Annotated in this window: 20 protein-coding genes and 1 pseudogene; 8 read left to right on the forward strand and 13 right to left on the reverse strand. The window is 65.2% G+C overall.

Annotation, left to right across the window (positions count from 1 at the left end; genetic code table 11):
* Window positions 1-89, forward strand: a pseudogene (locus HWX76_RS36055) (3-hydroxybutyrate dehydrogenase); the annotation flags it as partial.
* A 126-nt stretch (window positions 90-215) separates the two neighbouring features.
* On the opposite strand, the gene HWX76_RS36060 reads toward HWX76_RS36055, so the two are convergent.
* Window positions 216-1,415: an amino acid aminotransferase gene (locus tag HWX76_RS36060; protein WP_050018182.1), complete on the reverse strand. Its 1,200-nt coding sequence runs from the start codon at window positions 1,413-1,415 to the stop codon at window positions 216-218.
* A 259-nt stretch (window positions 1,416-1,674) separates the two neighbouring features.
* On the opposite strand from HWX76_RS36060, the gene uvrB reads away from it, so the two are divergent.
* The 5 genes from uvrB to HWX76_RS36085 all read left to right on the forward strand — a co-directional run bounded on the left by uvrB (window position 1,675) and on the right by HWX76_RS36085 (window position 7,226).
* Complete coding sequence (gene uvrB, locus HWX76_RS36065; RefSeq protein ID WP_050018183.1) at window positions 1,675-3,765, forward strand: excinuclease ABC subunit UvrB; 2,091 nt, start codon at window positions 1,675-1,677, stop codon at window positions 3,763-3,765.
* 226 nt (window positions 3,766-3,991) lie between these two features.
* On the forward strand, window positions 3,992-4,543 hold the full coding sequence (locus HWX76_RS36070) for an iron transporter (protein WP_176017093.1): 552 nt from the start codon (window positions 3,992-3,994) through the stop codon (window positions 4,541-4,543).
* Between the two features lie 55 nt (window positions 4,544-4,598).
* Complete coding sequence (locus HWX76_RS36075; protein ID WP_006478303.1) at window positions 4,599-4,931, forward strand: cupredoxin domain-containing protein; 333 nt, start codon at window positions 4,599-4,601, stop codon at window positions 4,929-4,931.
* A 58-nt stretch (window positions 4,932-4,989) separates the two neighbouring features.
* Complete coding sequence (locus HWX76_RS36080; protein WP_027784952.1) at window positions 4,990-5,832, forward strand: FTR1 family protein; 843 nt, start codon at window positions 4,990-4,992, stop codon at window positions 5,830-5,832.
* Complete coding sequence (locus tag HWX76_RS36085; protein WP_176017094.1) at window positions 5,829-7,226, forward strand: 4Fe-4S binding protein; 1,398 nt, start codon at window positions 5,829-5,831, stop codon at window positions 7,224-7,226. The genes HWX76_RS36080 and HWX76_RS36085 overlap by 4 nt, the downstream gene beginning before the upstream one ends.
* A gap of 265 nt (window positions 7,227-7,491) precedes the next feature.
* Here HWX76_RS36085 and HWX76_RS36090 read toward each other — a convergent pair whose 3' ends face one another.
* The 3 genes from HWX76_RS36090 to HWX76_RS36100 form a co-directional block, all read right to left on the reverse strand.
* Window positions 7,492-7,737 carry a hemin uptake protein HemP gene (locus HWX76_RS36090; RefSeq protein WP_050018186.1) on the reverse strand — a complete coding sequence of 82 codons (246 nt, stop codon included), beginning with the start codon at window positions 7,735-7,737 and terminating at the stop codon, window positions 7,492-7,494.
* Window positions 7,738-7,876: 139 nt separating this feature from the next.
* Window positions 7,877-8,359, reverse strand: a complete 483-nt coding sequence (locus HWX76_RS36095; protein WP_050018187.1) for an SRPBCC family protein — start codon at window positions 8,357-8,359, stop codon at window positions 7,877-7,879.
* Window positions 8,360-8,456: 97 nt separating this feature from the next.
* Window positions 8,457-9,329, reverse strand: a complete 873-nt coding sequence (locus HWX76_RS36100; protein ID WP_176017095.1) for a pirin family protein — start codon at window positions 9,327-9,329, stop codon at window positions 8,457-8,459.
* Between the two features lie 121 nt (window positions 9,330-9,450).
* On the opposite strand from HWX76_RS36100, the gene HWX76_RS36105 reads away from it, so the two are divergent.
* Window positions 9,451-10,425, forward strand: a complete 975-nt coding sequence (locus HWX76_RS36105; protein ID WP_050018189.1) for a LysR substrate-binding domain-containing protein — start codon at window positions 9,451-9,453, stop codon at window positions 10,423-10,425.
* Window positions 10,426-10,816: 391 nt separating this feature from the next.
* Here HWX76_RS36105 and HWX76_RS36110 read toward each other — a convergent pair whose 3' ends face one another.
* From HWX76_RS36110 to HWX76_RS36150, 9 genes are all read right to left on the reverse strand, one after another.
* Window positions 10,817-11,245 carry a biopolymer transporter ExbD gene (locus HWX76_RS36110; RefSeq protein ID WP_006478310.1) on the reverse strand — a complete coding sequence of 143 codons (429 nt, stop codon included), beginning with the start codon at window positions 11,243-11,245 and terminating at the stop codon, window positions 10,817-10,819.
* 13 nt (window positions 11,246-11,258) lie between these two features.
* On the reverse strand, window positions 11,259-11,993 hold the full coding sequence (locus HWX76_RS36115) for a MotA/TolQ/ExbB proton channel family protein (RefSeq protein WP_006483875.1): 735 nt from the start codon (window positions 11,991-11,993) through the stop codon (window positions 11,259-11,261).
* Between the two features lie 35 nt (window positions 11,994-12,028).
* Entirely contained in the window at window positions 12,029-12,760 is a 732-nt protein-coding gene (locus HWX76_RS36120) for an energy transducer TonB (protein WP_124557682.1), read from the reverse strand.
* A gap of 218 nt (window positions 12,761-12,978) precedes the next feature.
* Window positions 12,979-13,215: a (2Fe-2S)-binding protein gene (locus HWX76_RS36125; protein WP_006482749.1), complete on the reverse strand. Its 237-nt coding sequence runs from the start codon at window positions 13,213-13,215 to the stop codon at window positions 12,979-12,981.
* Window positions 13,216-13,366: 151 nt separating this feature from the next.
* Window positions 13,367-14,224 carry a glutamate racemase gene (gene murI / locus HWX76_RS36130; protein WP_050018191.1) on the reverse strand — a complete coding sequence of 286 codons (858 nt, stop codon included), beginning with the start codon at window positions 14,222-14,224 and terminating at the stop codon, window positions 13,367-13,369.
* A 34-nt stretch (window positions 14,225-14,258) separates the two neighbouring features.
* Window positions 14,259-14,735, reverse strand: a complete 477-nt coding sequence (bfr, locus tag HWX76_RS36135; RefSeq protein WP_043188739.1) for a bacterioferritin — start codon at window positions 14,733-14,735, stop codon at window positions 14,259-14,261.
* 193 nt (window positions 14,736-14,928) lie between these two features.
* Window positions 14,929-16,452 (reverse strand): fumarate hydratase, encoded by a 1,524-nt coding sequence (locus tag HWX76_RS36140; protein ID WP_050018192.1) that lies wholly within the window; start codon window positions 16,450-16,452, stop codon window positions 14,929-14,931.
* Between the two features lie 43 nt (window positions 16,453-16,495).
* Window positions 16,496-17,080, reverse strand: coding sequence for a TIGR00645 family protein (locus tag HWX76_RS36145; RefSeq protein WP_050018193.1), 585 nt, complete (start codon window positions 17,078-17,080; stop codon window positions 16,496-16,498).
* Window positions 17,081-17,192: 112 nt separating this feature from the next.
* Window positions 17,193-18,101 carry a DMT family transporter gene (locus tag HWX76_RS36150; RefSeq protein ID WP_124631988.1) on the reverse strand — a complete coding sequence of 303 codons (909 nt, stop codon included), beginning with the start codon at window positions 18,099-18,101 and terminating at the stop codon, window positions 17,193-17,195.
* Window positions 18,102-18,420: 319 nt separating this feature from the next.
* Between HWX76_RS36150 and HWX76_RS36155 the strand changes: the two genes are divergently transcribed.
* The coding region (locus HWX76_RS36155; RefSeq protein ID WP_176017096.1) for an acetyl-coenzyme A synthetase N-terminal domain-containing protein at window positions 18,421-18,840 on the forward strand (420 nt) is incomplete at its 3' end.

Consider the following 18,840-nt stretch of genomic DNA (forward strand, 5'->3'; position numbering starts at 1 on the left):
CGCAGACGGTGCTGTTCCTGTCGGCGTTCCCGAGCGCCGCGCTCACCGGCCAGTCGTTCGTCGTCAGCCACGGCTGGTTCATGCAGTAACGCGGGAGCGGGCGGTATCGCCGTCCGCCGCGTTGGACGCTGGACTGCACAAAAAAACGCGCTCCGTGGAGCGCGTTTTTCATGTCGGCAGGGCGGGGCCGGTGACAGCCGCCTCCCGGCGTGGCTTTACTTCAGGACCGCTGCGACCGCATTGGCGACCGCGTCGAGGTTCCGCATATTCAGCGCGGCGACGCAAATCCGGCCCGTGCCGACCGCATAGATGCCGAACTCGTCGCGCAGGCGATCGACTTGTGCCGAGGTCAGGCCCGAATACGAGAACATCCCGCGCTGCGCGTTGATGAAGCTGAAGTCACGATCGACGCCGCTCGCCTTCAGGCGTTCGACGAGACCATTGCGCATCGCGCGGATGCGATCGCGCATTTCGCCGAGTTCCTGCACCCACGAAGCGTGCAGTTCCGGCGACGCGAGCACCGCTGCGACCACTGCGCCGCCGTGGGTCGGCGGGTTCGAGTAGTTCGTGCGGATCACGCGCTTCAGTTGCGACAGCACGCGCGTGGCTTCTTCCTTGCTCGACGTGATGATCGACAGCGCGCCGACGCGCTCGCCGTACAGCGAGAACGACTTCGAGAACGACGACGACACGAACGCGTTCAGGTCGGCCGCGGCAAACAGGCGCACGGCAGCGGCATCGGCTTCGATGTTCTCGCCGAAGCCCTGGTAGGCCATGTCGAGGAACGGCACGAGGTTGCGCGCCTTCACGACGTCGACGACCTGTTGCCATTGCGCTTCGGTCAGGTCCACGCCGGTCGGGTTGTGGCAGCACGCGTGCAGCACGACGACCGTGCCGGCCGCATAGCCGTTCAGCGCCGACAGCATGCCTTCGAAGTTCACGCCGTGGGTGGCCGCGTCGTAGTACGGGTACGCGACGACCTCGAAGCCGGCCGCTTCGAACAGTGCGCGATGGTTTTCCCAGCTCGGATCGCTGATCGCGACCTTCACGTTCGGGTTCAGGGTGCGCAGGAAATCGGCGCCGATCTTCAGCGCGCCGGTGCCGCCCAGTGCCTGGGCCGTGACCACGCGGCCCGCCGCGATCAGCGGCGAGTCGTTGCCGAGCAGCAGCTTCTGCACGGCTGCATCGTAGGCGGCGATCCCGTCGATCGGCAGGTAACCGCGCGGCAGGCCGGCCTCGACACGCGCCTTTTCCGCGTCGCGAACCGCGCGCAGCAGCGGAATCTTGCCGTCTTCGTTCGTGTACACGCCGACGCCGAGGTTGACCTTGGTCGGACGCGCATCGGCGTTGAAGGCTTCGTTCAGGCCCAGGATCGGGTCGCGGGGAGCAAGCTGGACAGCGGAGAAGAGCGACATGATGATTCGGCAGTAGTGAAAAGAGGGTCAGGCTTTCAACCGGCGGGGCGGGCGCAGTGGACCGCGCCTGCGGCGCGACGCCGGGAAGCGCAGCAGCCTGACATTGTAGCGAATTCGTGCTGGCGGGGGCGGTCATTCCGTCGCGATCAGGGCGACGAATCGCGATTTCGGGCGGCCGTCGCGCGTCAGGAGTCGACAGCAGTTCGCACGGCCGCGAAGCGCTAGAATGCTTTCTTTGCCCTTGCTCCGGCCGCATTCCATGTCCGAACATCATGCCGAAGTCGGCGACGCGCTCGACGAATCCAAATTCGTCACTTTCGAAGGGTCGCCGTTCCAGCTTTACCAGCCCTATCCGCCTGCGGGCGACCAGCCGACCGCGATCGACACGCTGGTCGAAGGCGTCGGCGACGGCCTTGCCTTCCAGACGCTGCTCGGCGTAACCGGTTCGGGCAAGACCTTCACGATGGCCAACACGATCGCGCGGCTCGGCCGCCCGGCGATCGTGTTCGCGCCGAACAAGACGCTCGCGGCCCAGCTTTACGCGGAGTTCCGCGAGTTCTTCCCGCGCAACGCGGTCGAGTATTTCGTCTCGTACTACGACTACTACCAGCCTGAGGCCTACGTGCCGCAGCGCGACCTGTTCATCGAGAAGGATTCGTCGATCAACGAGCACATCGAGCAGATGCGGCTGTCGGCGACGAAGAGCCTGATGGAGCGCCGCGACGTGGTGATCGTCGCGACGGTGTCGGCGATCTACGGTATCGGCAATCCGTCCGAATACCACCAGATGATCCTGACGCTGCGAACCGGCGACAAGCTCGGCCAGCGCGACGTGATCGCGCGGCTGATCGCGATGCAATACACGCGCAACGAGCAGGATTTCCAGCGCGGCACGTTCCGCGTGCGCGGCGACACGATCGACATCTTCCCCGCCGAACACGCGGAAATGGCCGTGCGCGTCGAGCTGTTCGACGACGAGGTCGAGACGCTGCACCTGTTCGACCCGCTGACCGGGCGCGTGCGGCAGAAGATTCCGCGTTTCACCGTGTATCCGTCGTCGCACTACGTGACGCCGCGCGACACCGTGATGCGCGCGGTCGAGACGATCAAGGACGAATTGCGCGAACGGCTCGAGTTCTTCCATCGCGAAGGCAAGCTCGTCGAGGCGCAGCGCCTCGAGCAGCGCACGCGCTTCGATCTCGAGATGCTGCAGGAGCTCGGCTTCTGCAAGGGCATCGAGAACTATTCGCGGCATTTCTCGGGCGCGGCGCCCGGCGATCCGCCGCCGACGCTCGTCGACTACCTGCCGCCCGATGCGCTGATGCTGCTCGACGAATCGCACGTGCTGATCGGCCAGCTGAACGGCATGTACAACGGCGACCGCGCACGCAAGGAAAACCTCGTCAATTACGGGTTTCGCCTGCCGTCCGCGCTTGACAACCGGCCGCTGAAGTTCCCCGAGTTCGAGCGCAAGATGCGGCAGGTCGTGTTCGTGTCGGCCACGCCGGCCGACTACGAGAAGCGCGTGACGGGGCAGATCGCCGAGCAGGTCGTGCGACCGACGGGCCTCGTCGATCCGGAAATCGAGGTGCGGCCGGCGAGCTCGCAGGTCGACGACGTGCTGACCGAGATCAACGCGCGCGTGAAGGCCGGCGAGCGCGTGCTGATCACGACGCTGACGAAGCGCATGGCCGAACAGCTGACCGAGTTCCTGGCCGACCATGGCGTCAAGGTGCGTTACCTGCACAGCGACATCGATACGGTCGAGCGCGTCGAGATCATCCGCGACCTGCGGCTCGGCACGTTCGACGTGCTGGTCGGGATCAACCTGCTGCGCGAGGGCCTCGACATTCCCGAAGTGTCGCTCGTCGCGATCCTCGACGCGGACAAGGAAGGCTTCCTGCGCGCCGAGCGCTCGCTGATCCAGACGATCGGCCGCGCCGCGCGGAACGTGAACGGCAAGGCGATCCTCTACGCGGACAACATGACCGAGTCGATGAAGCGCGCGATCGGCGAAACCGAGCGGCGCCGCGCGAAGCAGATCGCGTACAACGAAAAGATGGGCATCACGCCGCGCGGCGTCGTGAAGCGCATCAAGGACATCATCGACGGCGTCTACAACGCCGACGACGCGCGTGCGGAGCTGAAGGAGGCGCAGCAGCGTGCGAAATTCGAGGACATGTCGGAAAAGCAGCTCGCGAAGGAAATCAAGCGCCTCGAGAAGCAGATGGCCGACTACGCGAAGAACCTCGAGTTCGAGAAGGCCGCCGCGACCCGCGACCAGCTTGCCGTGCTGCGCGAACGCGTGTTCGGCGCGAACGTCGGCGACCACATCAGCGGCGGGCGGTAAATCTTTCCAAACGTCACCGTATCCTTTTGGTAAAGCGCCTGTAAGCCTTGTCGGATCAGGGGTTTACGGTGCTCTCCGTTTGTTCCGGAACGGGTTCGGTGCTAAACTCCCCATGTATTGAGAATAGTTCGCATTAACGTTCTTCGTCGCGTTAGTGTTTCCAGCGGGCGGCCCGGCGGCGGCCCGCATGTCGTCAAGATAGTCAGACAAATAACAAGGAGTGTCCATGTTGGGTTCTTCGTTCATCCGCACGACGGTTGCGGTAGCGGCGGCGCTGGCCGCGATGTCGGCCTCGGCTGCCGAGTATCCGATCGGCAAGCAGCAGATCCAGGGCGGCATGGAAATCGGCGCGGTGTATCTGCAGCCGATCACGATGGACCCGGAAGGCATGATGCGCAAGGCGTCGGATTCCGACATCCACCTTGAGGCCGACATCCATGCGGTCAAGAACAACCCGACCGGTTTCGCGGAAGGCGACTGGATGCCGTACCTGCAGGTCACCTACAAGCTGACGAAGCAGGGCGACACGATGTGGAAGGCCGAAGGCGACCTGATGGGCATGGTCGCGAGCGACGGCCCGCACTACGGCGACAACGTGAAGCTCGCCGGCCCCGGCAAGTACCACCTGACGCTGGTCGTCAAGCCGCCGATGCAGTCCGGTCACATGGCGTTCGGTCGCCACGTCGACAAGGAAACGGGCGTGGGCCCGTGGTTCAAGCCCATCACGCTCGAGTACGACTTCCCGTTCGCCGGTATCGGCAAGAAGGGCGGTTACTGATCGGTGGCATCACGAACGGCGCGCTTCGGCGCGCCGTCGGCGTAGAGAACCCAGTATGAAAATTCCCCAGAAAATCGTCGCCGCAGCCGCTGCGCTGTGGCTTGCCGGCGCGGCCCATGCGGCCGATCTGCCGACGTTCAAGCTCGAGATGACGGACGGCAAGCTGAACCCCGCCCGCATCGAAGTGCCGGCCGGCCAGCGTTTCAAAATCGAGATCAGGAACACCGGCAAGGGTGCCGCCGAATTCGAGAGCGTGCAGTTGCGCAAGGAGAAGGTGCTCGCGCCGGGCGCCGACTCGTTCGTCGTCGTCGCCCCGCTGTCGCCGGGCGAATACAAGTTTTTCGACGATTTCCACCAGCAGGCACAGGGCGTGATCGTCGCGAAGTAACGCGTTTTATCTGCGCGCGGGCGCGCCAGTCCCTTGCCCCGCGCGTCAGGAGGTATCGATGGGTCAGATCTTGTTCATCGTCTGGCGGGAGAGCGTCGAAGCGCTGCTCGTCGTCGGCATTCTCTATGCATGGCTGAAAAACGGCGACGACGACGCGCGCCGCGGCCTGCCTTTCCTCTGGGCCGGCGTCGGCGTCGGCCTGCTGATGGCCGTCGGCCTCGGCGCCGCGCTGGTCGGGTTCACCGAAGTGTTGTCCGGCGACGCGCAGGACTATTTCCAGACGGCGATGGTGCTGATCGCGTGCGTGCTGATCGTGCAGATGGTGCTGTGGATGCGCCGGCACGGCCGCACGCTGAAGCGCGACATGGAGCAATCGCTGCAGCAAAGCACGCGCGATTCGAACTGGTGGGGCGTCGCCGTGCTGGTCGCGCTCGCGATCGCGCGCGAAGGCAGCGAGACGGTGATCTTCCTGTACGGCCTCGGTTTCGGCCAGTCGGGCCACGTCGATGGCAGCCAGATGCTCGCGGTCGTGATCGGTCTCGGCCTCGCGTTCCTCACGTTCTATCTGCTGCAACTCGGCGGCAAGTACTTCTCGTGGCGGCATTTCTTCCGCGTCACCGAAGTGATGCTGCTGTTCCTCGGCGCGGGCCTGTTCCAGACCGGCGTCGACAAGCTGATCGACAAGGAAATCCTGCCGCTCGGCATCTCGCAAGTGTGGGACACGTCCGCGATCCTCGATGATTCGGGCACGTTCGGTTCGCTCGTCGCGACGCTGACCGGCTATCGCGCGCATCCGGCGCTGACCAACCTGGTCGCCTATGCGGTTTACTGGGCGGTCGTCTGGCTGCTGATGAAGCGTGCGAGCCGCCGTCCGGCCGTCGCAGCGGGTCGCGCGGCATGAGCGTTATCGCCGCCGTCAAGCCGGGCTGGCTCGCGCAGGCCGGCCAGTGGATGCAGCGCCACGGTGCGCTGATCCGGGGTATCCAGTGGATCGTCGTCGCCGTCTACGCGTTCCTGATCATCGTGCCGGCCGTGCTGCCGCTGCCGGACGATTCCGCGCATCTGTGGAACAACCTCACGCTCATCGCGCAGTTCGCGTTCTGGGGCATCTGGTGGCCGTTCGTGCTGCTGTCGATGGTGATGCTCGGCCGCGTGTGGTGCGGCGTGCTGTGCCCGGAGGGCGCGCTCACCGAATACGCGAGCAAGTTCGGCCGCGGCAGCCCGATTCCGCGCTGGATCCGGTGGGGCGGCTGGCCGTTCGTCGCGTTCGGCATCACGACGATCTACGGGCAGATGGTCAGCGTGTACCAGTACCCGCTCGCGGTGCTGTTCGTGCTCGGCGGCTCGACCGTCGGCGCGATCGTGATCGGCGTGCTGTACGGTCGCGAGAAGCGCGTGTGGTGCAAGTATCTGTGCCCGGTCAACGGCGTGTTCGGGCTGCTCGCGCGGCTTGCGCCGATGCGCTACAAGGTCGACGAGGATGCGTGGCGCCGTTCGTACAAGAACGGCGAGCACGGCCATCGCGTGATTCCGATCAATTGCGCGCCGCTCGTGCCGTTGCGCAACATGAAGGGCGCGGCGGACTGCCATATGTGCGGCCGCTGCAGCGGGCACCGCGACGCGATTTCGCTGTCGCTGCGCTCGCCGTCCGACGAAGTCGTGAATCTCGGTGCGGAGCGGGCCAATCCGTGGGACACCGCGCTGATCCTGTACGGCTTGCTGGGCGTGGCGATCGGTGCGTTCCACTGGACCGTCAGCCCGTGGTTCGTGCAGATCAAGCAATGGCTCGCGGGCTGGCTGATCGATCAGGACATCACGTGGCCGCTCGAGACCAATGCGCCGTGGTTCCTGCTCACGCACTACCCGGATCGCAATGACGTGTTCTCCTGGCTCGATGGCGGGCTGGTCGTCAGCTACATCGTCGGCACGGGGCTCGTGTACGGCACGGCGCTGCTGGTGTTGCTGGCCGGCGCCACATTGATGCTCGGCCGTTTCGATCGCGTGCGCCTGCATCACCTCGCCCAGGCGCTGATCCCGATCGCGGGCGCGGGCGTGTTCCTCGGGCTGTCGGCCACGACGCTGTCGTTGCTGCGCGCCGAGCATGTGCCGCTCGGCTGGGCTACCGATGTGCGCATCGCGATTCTGGTCGGCGCCAACGTATGGAGTGCGTGGCTCGCGTGGCAGGTGACGGGGCGCTATGCGACGTGGCCGCGCCGGCTCGCGGCATTCGCGTGGTTCGCGGTCGGCCTGGCCGTCATCGACAGCGCGTGGTGGTTGATGTTCTGGGGGTTCTGAAGCGGCGCGTGCCGCTTCCTTCGGCTGACCAGCCACATACATGCGGGCGGCATGCTTCGTACATTGGCTGCCCACACAAAAAAGCGACACGTCCATCGACGTGTCGCTTTTTTCTTCCTTGTGCGAGAACCAAAAAAGTGGCTTGGCTTGCTGCAACGGCTGCTTGAGTGTGTTTGCACGAAGGGGTCTAGATCTCGCGTGCAAGCCGTTACGCTGGCTACTGCCCAACACCTCTCAGGGAGGTGGTCCCCACAATACTCGGTCGTTACTTCGTCAGGATCAGTTTGCCGAGCCGCGTGGCCCGCAACTGATAAGTCTCTCCGTTATGCGCGATGCTGACGTGGCTTTGGCCTTGCAGCAGCGCATCGCTGTTGACGACCCGCGTGCCTGCATCGCGGTTGCCGGCGGGTTTCGCCGGCGTGGTGACCGCTGCCGTCTTCTGGCGGCTGCTGGCTGCGGTGCTCGTGGTGCGGCGCAGGGTCAGCGTGGTCGGGCGCATGGTGTCGGTCATTCGGTTTGATCGGTGACTGTCGATACGATGGAATGAATTCTAAATGATAACTATTCCCATTTACAAAAACTCTTTATCGATCGATTCGTCTGGGCTGATAGCCTGAGTCAAAAGGGCGGCCCGCGGGCCGCCGCCGGGTTCAGTGCAGCGGATCAGGGTCCTTGCGACCCTGCGCGTATTCGCGGATCAGGCGAACGGTGTCGATGTCCGACGTGCGGTACGCCTCCTTGACGATCCCGTGCGTCTGTCGCGCTTCTTCGCTGTCGTCGGTGACCGTCAGCGTCGTGCGGTACTCGAAACGCAGGAACAGCTCGTGGTCGTCGCGTTCCTCGATCGTCATCGTCAGCGAGCCACCGATCTCGCCATCGGCCGCACGGATGTCGTAGCGGACCTGCTGGTTCGGCGTGAACGTCACGTGGTCGCGCACGGTCGCGTGGCCGTAGTGCAGTTCGCGTTCGAGCGTCGTGTCTGTCCGCTCGCGGATGACGCAGCTGTCGAGGCCGATCACGAACAGTTGCGGCTGTTCGGCACGCAGGACGAGACCTTCCCAGAGCTGGTCGCGGTTGAGGCTTGGCACGGCCGGATCGTCGGAATTGATCTGGATCAGATGTTCGAAGTTCAAGGGGACGGGTTCCTTCTGGTGGCGGGCGGCCACATGGTTCAAGAAGTTATTGTGACGCAAAACCATCGGCTTCGCGGCACCTGCCACCCGATCCGATTCACGCTTCGATGCGACCCATGCGACCGGTCTGATAGTCGACGACAGCCTGCCGGATCTCTTCCTCGGTATTCATCACGAACGGGCCGTAACGGACGATCGGCTCGTTGAGCGGCACGCCGCCGATCAGCAGCAGGTCGAGCGACGTGTCGCCGGCAGCGAACGTGACGGTGTCGCCATCGTCGCCGTAGACGATCATGTGCCGTGCGTCGACAGCTTGCCTGTCGGGCCCGTAAAGGCCCCTTCCGTCGATCGGATAGGCAAACACGCGATAACCGGCCGGCACGGGCTGCGTGACCGTTGCACCGGGCTCCAGCGTGAAGTGCTGGTAGAGGATCGGCGTGCGCGTCTCGATCGCGGCTTTTACGCCGAATGCTTCGCCCGCGATGACGCGCGCGCGCGCGCGGCCGTCCGGCGATGTCGCGGTCGGAATGCGGGCGGCCGGGATCTCCTGGTAGCGCGGCGCGATCATCTTGTCGCGGCGCGGCAGGTTGACCCACAGCTGGAAGCCGTGGGAGCGTCCGCCTGCCCGAGCGAACGCCGGGTCGGGCATCTCGCTGTGCACGACGCCGGCGCCGGCCGTCATCCACTGCACGTCGCCGGGGCCGAGCGTGCCGGCATGGCCGGACGAGTCGCGATGGCGGAAGCGTCCATCGAGCGCGTAGGTCACGGTCTCGAAGCCGCGATGCGGATGGTCGGGCGCACCCACGGCTTCGCCGGGCGCGTAGTCGACGGGGCCCATTTCATCGAGCAGCAGGAACGGATCGAAATCCATCAGCAGCCGCGTCGGGAACGGGCGGTGAACCACGAAACCGCCGCCTTCGGTGGTGCGAAGCGCGGGGTAGGTGCGATCAAGCGAGCGAGCGGTGGTCATGGGAAGCCCTCGAAATCATCGGAATAGCGTTATTTTTGAAACATAGCGCTATTATATTGGGCGTTTTCCCGTTCGATTGGCGGTGGTTCGCAATGGATTGTTCTGAAATTGGAACGATGAGATGAATATCGATGCACATAACCTGAACGACCTGATGTACTTCTCGCAGGTCGTTGAACATGGGGGCTTTTCGGCCGCCGAACGCGTGCTGGGCATCTCGAAATCGCGTCTGTCGCGGCGCCTGACCGAGCTCGAGGCCGCGCTCGGCGTGCGCCTGCTTCAGCGCTCGACGCGCAAGCTCGCACTGACCGAGGCGGGGGAGCTGTTCTACCAGCATTGCCAGGCGATGCTCGCCGAAGCACGGGCCGCGATGAACGCGGTGCAGCAGTTGCGCGCGTCGCCACGCGGCTCGGTGCGCGTCAGCGTGCCGGTGACGCTGTCGCAGACAATGCTGTCGCGCATCCTGCCCGAATTCCTGCGCCGCTATCCCGAGGTGAAGGTGCATGTGCGCGTGACGAATCGCGTGATCGACCTGTTCGAGGATTCGATCGACGTCGCGTTGCGCGTGCGCTCGGAGCCGCCGCAGAACGCGAACATCGTCGTGCGGCCGCTGTGGCGCACCGAGCAGATGCTGGTCGGCGCGCCGAGCCTGCTGAGCCAGAACGCGCCGCCGCTGGCGCCGGACGACTTGACCGGCTTCGAGACGCTCGATACGCCGAGCGTCGACGGCCGGCACGTATTCAACCTGATCGCGCCGGACGGAACGCGTCACGTGCACGAGCATGATCCGCGTCTCGTGACGGCCGACCTGATGACGATCCGCGAGGCCGTGCTCGACGGCCTCGGCATCGCGGCGCTGCCGGAGATGATGTACGGCAACGCGTTGCGCGCGGGGCAACTGTCGCCGGTGATGCCGGGCTGGACGCTGCCGGTGCCGCAGCTGTATGCGGTGTTCGTGTCGCGTCAGGGGATGCCGCCCGCGGTCCGTGCGTTCGTCGATTACCTGGTCGAGAAGCTCGACCATGGCGCATACAAGGAGCCGGGTTGCCCCGAGCGTGCGAAGAAGGAAACGGCAGCCGATGTTTCGGCCACCTGAACACGGCACGCACGACGACGCAAATTTGTTTTGTCATTGAAGCGTCGGCTGCAATCGCAAGTTTCAATCGCCGGAACCTTGAATGCGTGCGCGGGCGGGCCTATATTGAAATCCCATTTCGCGAAGGAAGTTCTGAGCGAAATCAGGTGGCCGCATATATTGTGAGCCAGATAGGGCAGAACGCGCAGTCCGTGCAGACCACGGCAGAGTCGCATTTGCGTTGCTCGAGGCGTAACCGATACCGCCGAAGAGCCCGCCGCCCGAAGGCGCCCGCGTGCGCATGAAAAAAGGCCTTCATCTGGCGATGAAGGCCTTTTACTTTGGGTACGGCCGGTTAGGTACGGCCGGCTAGCTGCGCAGTGGCGACTGGCGACGGCGGAACGTGCGTGCGTTACTTCGCTTTCGCGCCCGGCTCCGTCACGAAGCCGAGTTTTGTCAGGCCGCCAGCTTGCGCATCCGACATCACTTCCGCGACGTGTTCGTAGGCAACCTTGCGGTCCGCGCGCAGATGCAATTCCGGCTGCGGCGTGCGCTTCGCAGCTTCCGCAATGCGTGCCTGCAGCTGTTCGCGCGTGACCGTGTGGTCGTCCCACAGGATCGTGCCGTCGCCCTGGATCGCGACGTCGACGGTCTGCGGCTTTTCGTCGACGGGCTGGCTGCTGGCGTGCGGCAGGTCGATCTTCACCGCGTGCTGCATCGCCGGGATCGTCACGAGGAAAATGATCAGGAGGACGAGCATGACGTCGACGAGCGGCGTCATGTTGATCTCGCTCATCACGGCATCGTCGTCATCGTCGCTGAAACCGGTGTTCATGGCCATGGTTCACCTCGTCTCAGCTGGCGGCGCGCGATGCGAGACGCAGGCCGTCGCGCGTCGACGACGACGCGAGGCTTGCGCCCGTCACGAAGTACGCATGCAGGCCGTGCGCGAAGCGGCGCAGCTTGCTGACGACGCCCTTGTTCGCGCGGGTCAGCGCGTTGTAGCCGAGCACCGCGGGAATCGCGACGAACAGGCCGAAGGCCGTCATGATCAGCGATTCGCCGACCGGGCCCGCGACCTGGTCGATCGACGTCTGGCCGGTGGCGCCGATCGCGAGCAGCGCGTGATAGATGCCCCAGACCGTGCCGAACAGGCCGACGAACGGCGCCGTGCTGCCGACCGATGCGAGGATCGCGAGGCCGCTCTGCATGCGCGAAATGCCTTCGTCCATCGTGTCCTTCAGGCAGCGCGTGACCCAGTCCGATACGTCCATGCGGTCGTGCAGGTGCGGTTGCGTCTGATGGTGGTGGTCGGCGGCTTCCTTGCCCGACAGCGCGAGCGCGAGGAACGGGTTGTCGTTCGGCGTCGATGCGGCGAGGCCGAGCTTCTTGATGCCGTCGTCGAAATTGTCGGAATGCCAGAATGCCTGTTCGGCATTCTTCGTGAGGCGGTTCAGGCGGATCACGTTCCAGCCCTTGATGACGATCACGATCCACGACAGGACCGACATCACGAGCAGCGTGATCGCGATGGCGCGCGTGACGAAATCACCTTGCGCCCAGACGTGCGCGATACCGTAGCTTTGCATTTTTTGTTTCCTTTGAATCTTCCGGATGAGGCAGGTTAGTCGGTGAGCCCGAAGCTGTAGGGCTGTGTGCGGGCGGCGCGGATCGCCTGGCCGTTCTCGACGTACGGGCGGCAGGTGGTCGAGCGCATCGCGTCGAGTGCGGCATCGTCGAGGCGCGGATAGCCGCTGCTCTTCTGCAGATCGATGCTTTCGATCTTGCCGGTCACGCCGACGACGAAGTGAACATAGGCGGTGCCCGATTCGCCGCGGCGGCGCGACATCGACGGATAGTCGGGCTTCACGAAGTTGCATTGGAGCGTCGGCACGTTCTTCGGTGCGCTGACCTGCATCGTTTCGCGCGCCGGGCCCGGCGTGGCGGCCGGTGCCGCGGGAGCGGGCGCGGCCGGCGCCGGCGTTGGATCGGCTGCGGGAGCGGGTGTGGGCGATGGGGCCGGCGACGGCGCAAGCGGCTGCGGGGTCGGCTTCGCCGCCTTTTGCACCGGCTTCGGCTCGACCTTCGGCTTTACGCGCGGCACGGGCTTCGGCGGTGCCGGCTGCGGGATCGACTCGGCCGCGACCTGCTGCGCGATCGGCGCGGGCGTGATGAGCTGCGCGGTGATCGTCTGGACCTCGACCGATTTCGGCGGCGGTGCGTTGCGATGGAGCCACGCGGCCGTCAGCATGATCGCGTGTGCGGCAAGCACACCGACCGCGACGACGATCACTCGGGGATTCATACGTGGTGCAGCCGGCATGGCGCCGGCAGGAGCGAGATGCGAAGCCTGCATGTTAGCTTGAAAGAACGACGTCGCACCCGGGGCGCGGCGGGTGAATCGGCATCACTTGCGGAAGATCAGCAGCGAGATGCAAACGGTGGTTACGAATCCGATCAGCAATTCCATCACAGGCTCCTTGGCAGGTAAGCCGTTGGCTCGCGCAGACGGTGGCTTGCTGACGGTCAAGACAAAAAGTGCGGCCTGGGCCGCATGCGCACGCCCGGCGCCGCTCAGGCGGCCTTGCGGTCGTAGAACGTGACCGGAATCGGATGCGCATGATGCTCGACACCGCAACGGCTCGCGCAGACGCCTTGCTCGGCCATGAGGTCGCGTACGGACTCCTCGCACTTGCCGCAGCACGTGGCCACGCCGAGCTCGAACTGGAGTTCATCGAAAGAGTTCACGCCCTCGGCGAGGGACGCGCGAATCTTGCGATCCGAAACAGACTTGCACACGCAGACGATCATGATGAGTTGCGATAGCTAACGTTAATGCGAATTATTATCATTAATTTTGCGGAGGTTGACAAGCCTGGGTCCGGCTTTTTTTAAGGTCATCGGACCCTTGAAACGGCGGGGGAAGGCGAAGTCGTCGCGGGAGCGGGCGCACCGGCCCGCGTCAGGCGGTCGCGCAGGCGCGCGCGTTCGGCGACGAAATGGTGACGGATTCGACCGGCGCATCGAGGCCGAGCAGCGTCGACGCGAGCGCGCGCAGTTGCAGGCCGTCGCTCGTCGAGCAGAAGCGCGGCGGCGCGGCATGCGTGCCGGCCGGCGCGCGCAGACCGCGCTCGTCGAGCACCCGCGCGAGCTGGCGCGCGATGGCATCGCTCGTATCGACGATCGTCAGGCGCTCGCCAACAAGGTTACGAATCGTGTCTGTGAAGAACGGGTAGTGCGTGCAGCCGAGGACCAGCGTATCGGCGCCGTCGTCGAGCATCGGCTGGATGTAACGCTCGAGCAGCGCGCGCAATGCGGGCGAGTTCGTGTCGCCGCGTTCGATCGCTTCGACGAGCCCGTGGCCGGGCTGGCAGATGAAGCGGCGGCCGGCGCCGTAGCGGTCGAGCAGTGCCTGGAAGCGCGGGCTGTTCAGCGTCGATTGCGTGGCGAGGACGCCCGCGACGCCGGTCGTGGACAGCGCGGCGGCCGGCTTGATGCCCGGCTCGACGCCGACGAGCGGGATCGACAGGCGTTCGCGGATGGCCGCGATCGCCCGTGCCGTGGCCGTGTTGCACGCGATGACGAGCGCTTTCGCGCCTTCGCGGGCGAGCCACTCGCCGATCGCCAGCGTGCGTTCCGTGATGAATGCTTCGTCGCGCGGGCCATACGGCGCGTGGTGCGAGTCGGCGACGTAGACGAACGATTCGCCGGGCAGGTGCGCGCGCGCGGCGCGCAGCACCGACAGACCGCCGAGCCCCGAGTCGAAGATGCCGACAGGGGCGGTGGCGCGCGGCGCGGGTGCGGCGGACGGGTTCGTCATCGTCGGGCGGGCGGCAGGCTGGCGGGCGGTGCGATTACTCGGCCGAACCCATCATCGTTTGCTGATAGTTCTGCAGGCCGACCTTGCCGATCAGGTCGATCTGCGTTTCGAGCCAGTCGATGTGCTCTTCGGTGTCGTCGAGGATCTTTTCGAAGATCTCGCGCGACACGTAGTCGCGAACCGATTCGCAGTAGGCGATCGCTTCCTTGCAGGTGGACTGCGAGATCTGCTCGAGCTTCAGGTCGCACTTCAGGATCTCTTCGGTTTCCTCGCCGACGAGCAGCTTGTGCAGGTCCTGCAGGTTCGGCAGGCCGTCGAGCATGAACACGCGCTCGATCAGCCAGTCGGCGTGTTTCATTTCGCCGATCGACTCATCGTATTCGTGCTTGCCGAGCTTCTCGAGGCCCCAGTGCTTGTACATGCGCGCATGCAGGAAGTACTGGTTGATCGCCGTGAGTTCGTTCTTCAGTTGGGCGTTCAGATATTCGATGACTTTCTTGTCGCCTTGCATGGCTATTCCTTGTTCAGTGGGGCTTCAGAAACCGAACGATAATCGCTCGAACGAGAAAAGCCAAGCCTCGAAGCCTTGTCGGGCCTGCCTTTCGCGTGTAATGAGAATCAGCCTCGAACGACCGGCCGAACACAATAATGAGAATGAGAAGTAAAAAGGCCGGACGTCCGTCCGGCCTTTCGTTCGATCGCGCTTAAGCGGTGGCGACCGGGATCTTGCCGATCTTCGCTTGCCACTCCTTCGGACCGGTCTGGTGCACCGACGTGCCCGACGAATCGACAGCAACTGTTACAGGCATGTCCTGCACGTCGAACTCGTAGATCGCTTCCATGCCGAGGTCTTCGAATGCGAGCACCTTCGCGCCGCGGATCGCCTTCGACACGAGGTAGGCCGCCCCGCCGACCGCCATCAGGTAGGCTGCCTTGTGCTTCTTGATCGCGTCGATCGCGACCGGGCCGCGCTCGGCCTTGCCGACCATCGAGATCAGACCCGTCTGAGCGAGCATCGTCTCGGTGAACTTGTCCATGCGCGTGGCCGTCGTCGGGCCGGCCGGACCGACCACTTCGTCGCGCACCGGATCGACCGGGCCGACGTAGTAGATCACGCGGTTCGTGAAATCGACCGGCAGCTGCTCGCCCTTCGCGAGCATGTCGGCGATGCGCTTGTGCGCGGCGTCGCGGCCGGTGAGCATCTTGCCGGACAGCAGCAGCGTCTGGCCCGGCGTCCAGCTCGCGACTTCTTCCGGCGTCAGCGTGTTCAGGTCGACGCGCTTGCTGGTTTCCGTGTTCGGCTCCCACTGCACCTTCGGCCAGGCATCGAGCGACGGCGCTTCAAGCTTGGCCGGGCCCGAACCGTCGAGCACGAAGTGCGCGTGGCGCGTGGCCGCGCAGTTCGGGATCAGCGCGACCGGCTTCGAGGCCGCGTGCGTCGGCGCCGCCATGATCTTCACGTCGAGCACGGTCGCGAGGCCGCCGAGGCCCTGCGCGCCGATGCCGAGCGCGTTGACCTTCTCGTGCAGTTCCACGCGCAGTTCCTCGACCCAGTCCTTCGGGCCGCGCGCGATGATTTCCTGGATGTCGATCGGCTCCATCAGCGATTCCTTCGCCATCAGCATCGCCTTCTCGGCGGTGCCGCCGATGCCGATCCCGAGCATGCCCGGCGGGCACCAGCCGGCACCCATCGTCGGGACCGTCTTCAGCACCCAGTCGACGATCGAGTCGGACGGGTTCAGCATCACGAACTTCGACTTGTTTTCCGAGCCGCCGCCCTTGGCCGCGACCTGCACGTCGACCTTGTCGCCCGGCACGATCTCGTAGTGGATCACGGCCGGCGTGTTGTCCTTCGTGTTCTTGCGGGCACCTTCCGGCGGATTGACGATCGACGCGCGCAGCACGTTGTCCGGGTGCGTGTAACCGCGGCGCACGCCTTCGTTGATCATGTCGGTGAGGCCCATCGTCGCGCCGTCCCAGCGCACGTCCATGCCGACCTTCACGAAGATCGTCACGATGCCGGTGTCCTGGCAGATCGGGCGCTTACCTTCCGCGCACATGCGGCTGTTCGTGAGGATCTGCGCAATCGCGTCCTTCGCCGCCGGGCTCTCTTCCAGCTCGTACGCGCGGCCGAGGGCCTGGATGTAGTCGAGCGGGTGGTAGTAGCTGATGTACTGCAGCGAATCCGCGATGCTCTGGATCAGGTCTTCCTGTTTGATGACGGTCATGGCTGAGACTCTGTGGGGACAGTGGGAATGGTTTGCCGACGGTTCAGGCCGCCGGTCGGGACGCCGCGGGCGCATGCGCCTCGTGGAAATGGGCCGGGTGCGTATGCGTCGTCAGGCGGTCGACCCACGCCATCACGAGCGCCGACACGAGGAACGACACGTGGATGAGCACCTGCCACATGATCGCGTGCGTCGTGTGCTGGTCGGGGTTGATGAAGGTCTTCAGCAGGTGGATCGACGAAATGCTGATCAGCGCCATCGACAGCTTGACCTTCAGCACGCCCGCGTTCACGTGGTCGAGCCATTCGGGCTCGTCGGGGTGGCCCTCGATGCCGAGCCGCGACACGAACGTTTCATACCCGCCGACGATCACCATGATCAGCAGGTTCGAGATCATCACCACGTCGATCAGGCCGAGCACGGCGAGCATCACGCTGATTTCGTCGAGGCCCGCCGCATGCGACAGCAGGTGCCAGACTTCCTTCAGGAACAGGAACACATAGACGGCCTGCGCGACGATCAGGCCGAGGTAAAGCGGCACCTGGAGCCAGCGGCTCATGAAAATCAGCGCGGGAAGGGGGCGAAGCGGGCGACGGCCAGGATGGCCGGGCGAATGCGGGGCGGACATGTCGGGGTACGGGCGCGGTGCGCAGGTATCGGGGATGATCTTGAAAAGGCGCGCTATTGTAACGCGTCGGCCGGCGCGGTTGCAGCGACGCGCCGGCACTGCCGGGGACGGATCAGGAAGCGGCGGCCGGCACGCGTTTCACGCGCAGGCTCGCGAGCACGATGCCGGCGACGACGCACGCGAGCGCGATGCCATGCGCAAGCGTCGGGCGCTCGCCGAGGAACGCGATGCCGTACGCGGCCGCGGCGATCGGCAGCACCGCGCTGAACACGCCGGCGAGGCTGCCCGGCACGTGCCGGATACCCTTCATCCACAACCAGAACGAGAAGATGCTGGCCGACAGCCCGTACCAGACGACGAGCGCCCAGGTGCCGGCGGGCACGCTCGCGTAATCGAAGTGCCACAGCGCGGTTGCGCCGAGCGGCAGCATCAGGAACAGGCCGAACAGGTGCGTGTACGCGCAGATGTCGATCGGCGCGAGCGTCTGCGTGAGCCGGCGCGACAGGATCACGTAGATCGATTCGCAGCACACCGCGCCGAGGATCAGCAGGTTGCCGGTCAGCGAGCCGGACGCGTCGCCCTGCGCGCCGTGACCGGCCGCGCCGCCGTTGGCGAGGTTGATCGTCACGACGCCGATGATCGCGAGCGCGATCGACACGAGCGCACGGCCGTTCGGTTTTTCACGCAGGATCAGCCACGCGAACAGCGCGACGATCGCCGGGATCGTGCTCGTGATGACGCCCGCGGCCACCGCGCTCGTGCGCTGCACGCCGTTGAGCATCAGCAGCGTGAACATGAAGGTGCCGAAGAAGGCCTGCAGGAACAGGTTCAGCCATTCGCCGCGCTTGACCGCGCGCATCTTCACGGGGCTGAACAGCGGCCACAGCACGGCGATCGCGATCACGAAGCGCAGCGTGGCGAGGATGGCGACGGGGACGAATGCAACGATGGATTTACCGATACCGACGTTGCTGCCGACGAACAGCATCGACAGGATGAGGAAGAGGGCGTAGCGATTCAAGCTGGAATCCGGAAGGCGAGTTCAGTTAGGATTGTAGGGTCGCGGTTGTAACAGCGTAAAGCCGACCTCGATGCGGCGCCGCCCGGCGCACGAAACGGCCATGCCGCGTAAGTGACGGGTAAGTTGGAGCGCTTATCGTGGAAACTGCCGGGCCGCGGGTCACGTTCATGTGAGGTGGTGCGGTGCAGCATCGTGCGCAGGCTTCGCGGCCGCGTGCGGGTGGTGGGAGACAGCGGCGCGCAGGCGCCGGCCTAGACGACGCGCGGCGCACACGATCGCGCCGCCATGCAGAGGATTCATGTTCACCAAGGGGTTGTCGATGTCTGCGATTGAATCGGTTCTTCACGAAACCCGTCAGTTCGCGCCGCCCGCGGCGCTCGAGCAGACGGCGACCATTTCCGGCATGCCGGCCTATCGCGCGCTCGTCGCCGAGGCCGAGCAGGATTACGAAGGCTTCTGGGCGCGTCTCGCGCGCGAGGGCCTCACGTGGCACAAGCCGTTCACGACGGTGCTCGACGAGCGCAACGCGCCGTTCTACAAGTGGTTCGACGACGGCGAGCTGAACGCGTCGTACAACTGCCTCGACCGCCACGTCGAAGCCGGCCACGGCGAACGCGTCGCGGTGATCTTCGAGGCCGACGACGGCACCGTCACCCGCGTCACCTATGCGGATCTCCTCGCGCGCGTGTCGCGCTTCGCGAATGCGCTGAAGCAACGCGGCATCGGCAAGGGCGATCGG

The sequence above is a fragment of the Burkholderia sp. BCC0398 genome (assembly GCF_902833245.1).
Lineage (GTDB): Bacteria > Pseudomonadota > Gammaproteobacteria > Burkholderiales > Burkholderiaceae > Burkholderia > Burkholderia sola.